The organism is Bradyrhizobium sp., assembly GCF_016462955.1.
Taxonomy (GTDB): Bacteria; Pseudomonadota; Alphaproteobacteria; order Rhizobiales; family Xanthobacteraceae; genus Bradyrhizobium.
The window spans coordinates 1-9,184 of record NZ_JAEMSD010000122.1 but is presented as its reverse complement, the minus strand read 5'-3'; the positions used below and the strand labels follow the sequence as shown (position 1 = coordinate 9,184).

At 64.3% G+C, this 9,184-nt stretch carries 8 protein-coding genes and 1 pseudogene; 7 read left to right on the top strand and 2 right to left on the bottom strand.

Features of this window, described 5'->3' with window-relative positions; all coding sequences use genetic code 11:
• The 7 genes and pseudogenes from JHD07_RS15125 to JHD07_RS15095 form a co-directional block, all read left to right on the top strand.
• A pseudogene (locus tag JHD07_RS15125) lies at positions 1-410 on the top strand (biotin--[acetyl-CoA-carboxylase] ligase); the annotation flags it as partial.
• Positions 410-2,080: a ribonuclease J gene (locus JHD07_RS15120; protein WP_291623483.1), complete on the top strand. Its 1,671-nt coding sequence runs from the start codon at positions 410-412 to the stop codon at positions 2,078-2,080. The pseudogene JHD07_RS15125 and the gene JHD07_RS15120, both read left to right, overlap by 1 nt.
• A gap of 14 nt (positions 2,081-2,094) precedes the next feature.
• The gene (mce, locus tag JHD07_RS15115) at positions 2,095-2,499 is read left to right on the top strand and encodes a methylmalonyl-CoA epimerase (RefSeq protein WP_291623481.1); all 405 of its coding nucleotides are present in this window, start codon (positions 2,095-2,097) and stop codon (positions 2,497-2,499) included.
• Between the two features lie 7 nt (positions 2,500-2,506).
• Positions 2,507-2,782, top strand: a complete 276-nt coding sequence (locus tag JHD07_RS15110; protein WP_291623479.1) for a DUF1467 family protein — start codon at positions 2,507-2,509, stop codon at positions 2,780-2,782.
• Between the two features lie 301 nt (positions 2,783-3,083).
• On the top strand, positions 3,084-5,141 hold the full coding sequence (locus JHD07_RS15105; protein WP_291623477.1) for a metallophosphoesterase: 2,058 nt from the start codon (positions 3,084-3,086) through the stop codon (positions 5,139-5,141).
• Between the two features lie 339 nt (positions 5,142-5,480).
• On the top strand, positions 5,481-7,982 hold the full coding sequence (locus JHD07_RS15100) for a hypothetical protein (RefSeq protein ID WP_291623475.1): 2,502 nt from the start codon (positions 5,481-5,483) through the stop codon (positions 7,980-7,982).
• 171 nt (positions 7,983-8,153) lie between these two features.
• Positions 8,154-8,501 carry a hypothetical protein gene (locus JHD07_RS15095; RefSeq protein ID WP_291623473.1) on the top strand — a complete coding sequence of 116 codons (348 nt, stop codon included), beginning with the start codon at positions 8,154-8,156 and terminating at the stop codon, positions 8,499-8,501.
• Between the two features lie 106 nt (positions 8,502-8,607).
• Here the strand turns inward: JHD07_RS15095 and JHD07_RS15090 are convergent, their stop codons facing one another.
• Positions 8,608-8,871 (bottom strand): GlsB/YeaQ/YmgE family stress response membrane protein, encoded by a 264-nt coding sequence (locus JHD07_RS15090; RefSeq protein ID WP_291623471.1) that lies wholly within the window; start codon positions 8,869-8,871, stop codon positions 8,608-8,610.
• A 34-nt stretch (positions 8,872-8,905) separates the two neighbouring features.
• The coding region (locus JHD07_RS15085; protein WP_291623470.1) for a YidB family protein at positions 8,906-9,184 on the bottom strand (279 nt) is incomplete at its 5' end.

The following is a 9,184-nucleotide window of genomic DNA, read 5'->3' as shown; positions in this document are numbered from 1 at the left end:
GACTCGAGGCCGAGGCCGTCGCCGGCGGCCTCGCCGTCGTGGTCGGCATCGGCACCAACGTCGTTGCCGCGCCCGAGGGCACCCCGACGCCCGCGGTCTCGCTGGCCGCGCTCGGTGTCCAGATCAGCGCGGAGGAGCTGTTCTCGGCGCTCTCGGATGCCTGGGTCGAGTTCCGCGGCATCTGGGACAATGGCCGGGGCTTTGCCGAGATCCGCAAGCTCTGGCTGGAGCGTGCCGCGGGCCTCGGCGAGAAGGTCGCGATCCACACGGGAGCGACGACGCTGGAAGGCATTTTTGACACCATCGACGACACCGGCTGCCTGATCGTTCGCACCGCGGAGGGCCGCCTGGTGCCGGTGGCCGCGGGCGAGGTGTTCTTCGGCCCGGTCGCCTCCGTGGGAGCTGCGTGATGGCAAAGCCTGACGAATTGGTGTTTGCGCCGCTCGGCGGCGTCGGCGAGATCGGCATGAACCTGTCGATCTACGGCCTCGGCAACCGCCAGCAGCGCGCCTGGTTCGCGGTCGATCTCGGCGTCTCCTTCGGTGACGAGGAGCATTTGCCGGGCATCGACCTGATCATGCCCGACATTTCCTTCCTGGAGAAAGAGCGCAAGAACCTGATGGGCCTGGTGCTGACCCACGCCCATGAGGACCATTTCGGCGCCATCATCGACCTCTGGCCCCGTCTGAAATGCCCGATCTATGCCACGCAGTTCAGCGCCGCGCTATTCGAGGCCAAATGCGCCGCTGAACGCAATGCGCCCGAGATCCCGGTCACGGTGGTCCCATCGGGCGGTCGCGTCGATATCGGCCCGTTCAACGTCGAGTTCATCCCCGTCGCGCATTCCATTCCCGAAGCCCATGCGCTGGCGATCCACACCTCGGCGGGCATCGTGCTGCACACCGGCGACTGGAAGATCGACCCGACCCCCACGCTCGGGGCGCCAACCGACGAGAAGCGATTGCGCGAACTCGGCGAGGAAGGTGTGCTCGCGCTGATCGGCGATTCCACCAACGCGGTGCGCGACGGCCGCTCGCCTTCGGAGGCCGAGGTCGCCCGCACCATCATCGAGCTCGTGAAATCCGCCAAGGGCCGCGTCGCCGTCACGACGTTCGCCTCCAACGTCGCCCGGATCAAGGCGGTGGCCGAGGCCGCAAAAGCCGCCGACCGCGAGGTCGTCGTGGTCGGCCGCGCCATGGAGCGCGTGGTGCAGGTCGCGCGTGAGACCGGCTATCTCGACGGCGTGCAGAACTTCCGCTCGCCGGACGTCTACGGCCACCTGCCGCAGGACAAGGTGCTGGCGCTGTGCACCGGCAGCCAGGGCGAGCCGCGCGCCGCGCTGGCGCGTGTCGCCAATGACGATCATCCCGAGATCACGCTCAACCGCGGCGATACCGTCATCTTCTCCTCGCGCACCATTCCGGGCAACGAGAAGGCCGTCAGCTCGATCATCAACAATCTGGTGATGCAAGGTGTCGAGATCGTCACCGACCGCGACGCGCTCGTCCACGTCTCTGGCCATCCCCGCCGCGACGAATTGCGCGACCTGATTTCCTGGGTGAAGCCGCAGCTCCTGATCCCGGTCCACGGCGAGGCCTTGCATCTGCACGAGCACGCCAAGCTGGCGCGCGCCGCCGGCGTGCCGCGCGTGCTGGTCTGCCGCGACGGCGACCTCGTCAAGCTCGGCCCCGGCGATCCCGGTATCGTCGGCGAGGTGCCTTCGGGGCGTCTCTACAAGGATGGCACCATCCTGGAGGATTCCAAATCCCGCGCCGTGGTCGAGCGGCGCCGCATGGCCTTCTCCGGCTGCGCCTTCGTCGCCATCGCCATGACCGGGCAGGGGGAGCTGGCCGACGATCCCGAGGTCGATCTGGTCGGCATCCCCGAGAAGAACAGGGCGGGCGAAGCCTTCGATGACATCGTTTTCGATGCGGTGGTCTCCACCATCGAGGGGTTGCCGAAGCCGCGCCGCCGCGATCCCGACGCGCTGGCCGAGTCGGTGCGACGCGCTGTCCGGGCCGTCATCAACGAACATTGGGGCAAAAAGCCCCCCTGTCTGGTACATGTGCTGACGGTGTAAAGGGGAGAAGACGCATGCTGGGCCGCCTCAACCACGTTGCGATCGCGACCAAGGACGCGGTCAAGGCCGCGGAGATCTACGGCACCGCCTTTGGCGCGCAGATCTCGGAAGCGGTGCCGCTGCCCGAGCACGGCGTCATCACTGTGTTTGCGACGCTGCCCAACACCAAGATCGAGTTCATCGAGCCGCTCGGCGAGGCCGCGCCGATCGCAAAATTCGTCGAGCGCAACCCCGACGGCGGCATCCACCACATCTGCTACGAGGTCGTCGACATCATCGCCTCGCGCGACACGCTGGTGAAGGAGGGCGCGCGGGTGCTCGGCGACGGCGTGCCGAAGATAGGCGCCCACGGCAAGCCGGTGCTGTTCCTGCATCCGAAGGACTTTTCCGGCGCCCTGGTCGAGATCGAGCAGGCATAGGCCGAGCATGGTCATCCAGCTCTCGACCTGGTTTGCGATCTACTTCGTGCTGTGGTGGGTCATGCTGTTCGTCACATTGCCGTTCGGCGTGCGCAGCCAGCACGAGGACGGCGTCGGCGCGCCCGGCACCGATCCCGGCGCGCCGATCCTGACGCGGATGGGACGCAAGCTGATCTGGACCACGCTGATTTCCGCGGTCGTTTTCGGGCTCGGCATGGCCGCCTACCAGGCGGGCTACCTCCGGCTCGATCGCCTGACCAAGATGATGGGCATGCCGTTCTGATACCCGGCAGCTGGGGAAAAATCTGCTGCGGCGTTCGGAGCGGCTGTCCCAGGCAGTCGCCCGTGTGGATGCTCCTTTGTCCCGAACTCAACGCGTGATGGCACCGACGACATGGCTTGTATGAAGAGGTGTGTTTGTTCGCATCTCCACGGGGTCTCGCTCGGCGTCGCAGTCCCGCTGCGGCGCTCGCAGTTTCGAAGCTAACATAAGTAATGATATATTTCCTTAATTTTAATGTTAATCGACATCGCTAGAGACCGGCCACCGTCGCAGCCGCGACCGTAGCAACAGGCACTCTCCGATGAGCAATGACGATATCAAGGCCGGAAACGACCAATCCGGCAACACCAATTCCTCGCGCCATTTGATCGACCGCCGTACGATCCTGCAAGGGGCCGCGAGCCTTTCGATGCTCGCCATGGGCGCGGGCGCGGCAAAGGCGCAGACCTCCACTCCGTCATTGAACAGCTTCTCGATCGCCGTGCTGCCCGATACGCAGTTCTATGCGCGCTATGCGACGACCGACGAGAACCAGCAATTCCAGAAGGCCTACGGTTCGACGCCGTTCGATGCCCAGACCCAGTGGATCGCCGACAATGCGGCGAAATACGGCATCCGCTTCGTCGTCCACCTCGGTGACGTGGTCGATCAGCAGGGCAAGCCGAACCAGTGGATCATCGCCGATGCCGCGATGGCGAAACTCGAAAACGCCAAGGTCCCGTACTCGATCCTCGCCGGCAATCACGACGTCGTTGCAGACTACGACTATCACAATCCGTGGGACCAGAACTCAGGCACCGATGCCCAGCGCAACCTCAATGCCGAACCCTATCTGAAGTGGTTCCCGAGCAGCCGTGCTGCGCAGCAGTCGACATTCCGCGAGCGCGACAGCAGCGGATTTCACGAGTATCACATCTTCCAGGCGAACGGCGTGAAGTTCATGGTGCTCTCGCTGTCCTGGCGCGCCTCGGACGGCGCCATCGCCTGGGCCCGCGACGTGATCGATCGCAATCCGACGTTGCCCGTGATTCTGTCGAACCACCAACTTCTCGCCATCGATAGCGATGGCCTTTCTCCGCTGGAGACCGAATACGGCAAGATGCTGTGGGAAAAGCTGATCCGCGACAAGGACCAGATCTTCATGACGCTGAACGGCCATCACCATGGTGCTGCGTATCTTGCGAAGATCAACAATTTCGGCAATCCGGTCCACCAGATGGTCGTCGACTATCAGATGGACTATCAGGGCGGCAACGCCATGATGCGCCTGTACGAGGTCGATTTCACCAACAACAAGATCGATGTGATGTCGTTCTCGCCCTGGGTGGTACAGAAGCCGAAGAACACGCTCAACCAGTTCGATCATGCCGAACTCACGGGCGCGAACAACAGCTTCTCCATCCCGATCAACTTCAAGAACCGCTTCGCCAAATTCACGCGGTTCAGTCCGAGCAAGACGCTGACCGGCCCGGCAATTCTGCCGACGGTGCGTGCCGACCTGCTGGCCGGCTATGTCGAACCGCCGACGCCCGCCGTGGTGCCGCCTGCGGACACCGAGGATTTTCCGCACGTCGCCGACACGGTGGTGCACTGGCGCGTACCGTCCACGATTGTCGACGGACAGGCTGTTCCGGTCGGCGGGATCATTCCCGACGTGGCGGGCGGCAACAATCTGGCCCGCGCGGCGCTCGTCGCCTCCGCGCAACTCGGCGACGTCGTGTGGACCACCGACAAGCATCGTCTGTCCTCGGCCGCGGGCAGCGTGGTGTTTCTCAACACCGACAACACGGTCGGCCGCTTCAACGCCTTCCTTACGGCGGCAGGTGCATCGCTGAACGGCCGGAGCTTCTGGAACGGCTATACGGTCGAGGCCTTCGTGAAGATACCGGCCGGGTGGACCGCGAACCTGCACAAATGGGGCAACATCCTCGGCCGCGTCGGAAACCGCGGCAACGTCCCCGGCAATTATTGGGGTGGAGATCCGGAGGCGTCGAGCGTTCTGTTCGCGATCTCGAACCTGCGTGAAGTGCAGTGGGAGGTGGTGCCTGCCTCCGTCTCGCATTATGCGCAGACGAACTGGTCGGGCGAAATCATTCGCGATACCTGGTATCACATCGCGATCGTCAACGATCCCGCCACGCTCACCACCACGATGTACATCGACGGCGCGCCGGTGCTGCGCAACGTGGGCAACGCGGCGATCGGCTTGCGCTCGCAGAACTCGCCGCAGCCCTGGATCCTCGGTGCAGGCTGGTGGGATGGCGTTCTGGCCGACGGCTTCTTCGGTGCGGTCGGCGAGATCCGCATGGTCTACCGTCCGATCGGGCGCAGCGAATGGCTGACCGCTCGGCGGACCTGACGACACCATCTCGAGCCATCACTGCGCGGAGTTCGCTCGTGCGAACTCCGCTTCGCAGGGCCGCACTCCGACGGCGATTCCGGCCGTCGGAGTGCGGCCCTTGATTTTCCTGGAAAGGAAGCGGCTACGGGAAAATGTCGGCGTGTTCGTCTCTCGCGAGAATTGCACGAGCTGAAGTCTGCATCCAGCGCGTCATGGGCGGCGACCGCTCGTTCACATAAAACATAACATATCATCAAAAATATGATAAGCTGCGATGCAATACGGACGCTCTCGCAACCTGTTGCCGCGCTGCGTTGTCCGCAGCTGGCCCCGTTTGAATGAAAGCGATCCAGTCCTATGGCTGCTCCCGTTGTAAAAGTCGGCTCCGAATTCTCTGTGAACACCAACGCGACCGGCGCCCAGCAGGCGCCCACCGTCACCGGCCTCGCCAACGGCGGCTTCGTGGTGACCTGGGATGATTCCAGCGGGTCGCTGGGAGATGTCAGCGGCACCAGCATCAAGGCGCAGATCTATGCCGCCGACGGCAGCAAGATCGGGTCCGAATTCCGCATCAACACCGAAACCGACGCAGACCAGCTCGCGCCCGTGATCACGGGCCTGTCCACTGGCGGGTTCGTCGTGTCCTGGTTCGACAACAGCCAGACGCTGGGCGACGGAGAGGGCACCAGCATCAAGGCCCAGGTGTTTGGCGCCGACGGTGCGCAGGTCGGATCGGAGACGCTCGTCAATACCGCGTCGGCCTATTCGCAGTTCTCGCCGACAGTGTCCGCACTGGCGAATGGCGGCTTCGCCGTTGCCTGGACAGACGACAGCGGCGAGGGCGGGGACGATGAAGGCACCAGCATCAAGCTCCAGATCTTCGCGGCCGATGGGAGCAAATCGGGTCCTGAATTGCTCGTCAATTCCGAGATCGGCGGCGACCAGGCCAATGCGAAGGTGACCGGTCTCGCCAACGGCGGATTCGTCGTGACGTGGGAAGATTCCAGCGGCACGCTCGGCGACGCCGCCGGCACCAGCATCAAAGCCCAGATCTTTGCGGCGGATGGAAGCAAGGTCGGCTCCGAACAGCTGGTCAATACGGCGACGGCTTCTGACCAGTTGAAGCCGACGATCTCCGCGCTGCCCAACGGCGGCTTCGTCGTGACCTGGTACGATTTCAGCCAGGCTGGCGGCGACAGCAGCGGCAGCGCCATCAAGGCGCAGCTCTACACCGCCGGCGGCAATAAGGTCGGAGGCGAATTCCTCGTCAACTCCACGACCGCCAATTCGCAGTTCACGCCGACGGTGACCGCCCTCAGCAACGGCGACTTCGCCATTGCCTGGCAGGACTGGAGCGGCACGGGCGGGGACGCCAGCGGCAGCAGCATCAAGTTGCAGGTATTCACCGCGGATGGGCAAAAGGTCGGAAGCGAACAACTGGTCAACACCAGCACCGCCTCCGATCAGTCGCAGCCCTCGATCGCCGGTTATGCCGATGGCCGCTTCGTCGTGACCTGGAAGGATGCCAGCGGAACCGAGGTCAAGGCGCAGGTGTTCTCGGTCGATACCGTCAAGCCGGTGCCGGTGCTGTCGGCCGTGTCGTCAGCCAGCCCTTGGACCGCGGTGATCTCCGGTTCGGTGGATGTCGATGCGGCCGGACAAACCCTCACGCTGCGCGACGGCACGTCGGCGAACGGCTGGGCTTCGACGACGGTGGTCGGTGCCAACGGGGCCTGGAGCGCCGGCCTGGCCTGGGAGCAGTTCAACACCGCCTTCGATCTCGTGGCGACCGACGCCGCGGGCAACACCGGCGTCTCGCACTACGTTTTCGGGTCGGCGGGAGAGCGGACGTTTGGCGCCGGCAGCCATCAATTCGTCTACGGGACGGCGTCGGACTACGTACTCGGAAGCGGCGCGCATATGCAGATCTATGCGGGCGGCACGGTCGTTGATATCACGCTCGAGGCCGGGAGTTCGCAGATCAACTGGGGGACGGAGCAGGGCAGCACCGTGGCGAGCGGCGCCGTGGACTACGTCTACGGTACCGCCGGCGGCTCCATGGTCGCGGGTCTCCAGGTGATCGGGAACGGCGGTAGCGCCGTGACGACAACGATCCTGGCCGGCGGCGAACAGGACGTCTACACCGGCGGGACCGTCACCGGCACCTCGATCCTGGGCGGGAAGCAGATCGTTTACGATGGCACCGCCGACCTGACCGTGATCGGCAGCGGCGGCGTGCAGGCCGTCCATGGCAAAGCCTCGCACACCACCGTCGAAGACGGCGGCACGCAGCTCGTCTATTCCGGCGGCACGGCGAGCGGAACCATCCTCAAGGCCGGCAGCGTACAGGTCAGTTGGGGCAACGCGACCGACACGATCATCGACGGCGGAGCGCAGTATGTGTGGGGCACGGCGAGCGACACCGCCATCGTGTCCGGCACGCAGCATGTCGGTGCGGGAGGCAGCGCGGTTCGCACCACGATCGGTGCGCACGGGCTCGAATACGTCTATGCGGGTGGCACGCTCACCGACGTGACGTTCGGCGGTGCTTCCGCCAAGCTCGTGCTGGACCAGTCGTCGGCGTTCAGCGGGACCATCTCGGGATGGCAGGATGGCGTGGAGCTCGATCTCGGAGACATCGCCTTTGGCGAAGCGACCTCCCTCGGCTACACGGCGAACGAAAGCAACACCGGCGGGACGCTGACGATCACCGACGGCGTCCACAGTGCCTCCCTGCAGCTGCTGGGACAGTACAGTGCCGCCGATTTCGCGCTCGCCGCAGACGGCCATGGCGGCTCGATCATCACCAATCCCGTGGATCAGGTCCAGCCGCAGCTCTCCCTCCCGCACGCAGCGTGAATGGACACGGGGGGCCTGGTGCCCCGGTGAACGAAGCAGCCAAGGGGCACGCCGCGCTGGCGTGCCCCTTGCGCATCCTGGCCTCCAATGGCTGGCGACAGGATCGATTTCTGCTACCCTTCCGCGCTTGCAAAGCAGCATTGATGCCGTGTGAGTCCGGGGGACATCGAAATGACTTTTCAGAGGATCGTAATCGCTCTTCTCGTGCTGATCGTCGCGGGGCTCGGCGCCGTCGGCTATTTCGAATGGAAGATGGCGGTGCAGGTGCGGACGCTGAAGGCGTTCGTCGAAGGCTATGTCTTTAACGAAGCGGTGTTGGCCTGCGAGCAGGCCACGAGCTCGACACCGTTCAAATGGAACGGCGGCAAGAGCACCTCGGTGATCGGCCTGAACTCGGTCAAGACGGACAAGTACAGCGTCTATGCCAGCTATACGCTGGTGGCGGACAACGTCTATTGCGATTACGACCCGATCAAGCGAAAGGCCGATATCGGCTCCAGCTTCCTGGAGCGGGAGTAAATCGCTGCCACGCTCTCGGTCTCATCCTGACAACCCGCCAGAGGCGGGCGTCGCGAAGCATGCGCCGCGGGGGGACGCTGCCGTTTCAGCCTAAGGCGATTCCGCGCTAGATCGCGCGGCGTTGCCGCCCGGCGAAGAAACCGTAAACGAACAGCACGATGATCGCGCCGACCACCGCGCCGATCAGGCCGGCCCCTTCACCAGGGCGATACCAGCCCAGCGCCTGGCCGAGGTAGGACGCAACGAACGCGCCGACGATGCCGAGGATGGTCGTGAGGATGAAGCCCGAAGGTTCATTGTCGCCCGGCATGATGAACTTGGCGATGACGCCGGCGATGAAGCCAATGATGATGGTCCAAAGAATACTCATTATGCACCTTTTCTATGAGTTTGAGCCGCTGCTTCTATGCCTCGGGAAGACGCCCATCCGGCGTGTATTTGTCGATTGCGGAAGGAAGCTCGCGGGATAGCCGGGAGACGATCTCTTCTTGAGAAAGCCCGGTCTGCTGTGCGAGCTTTTCCAGGACGTCGCTGCCGATGGCCTGCTTGAGCTCCGGCGAGGAAATCTCCTTGTTGGGGCCGGGCTTCACCCAGGAATCGGCGATCTCGCCCTGGCCGTTCTGGTTGAACCGCTCAAGCAGTTCGCCAATGCCGCCATTGAGCAGACCCCCGAGCCCGCCCCC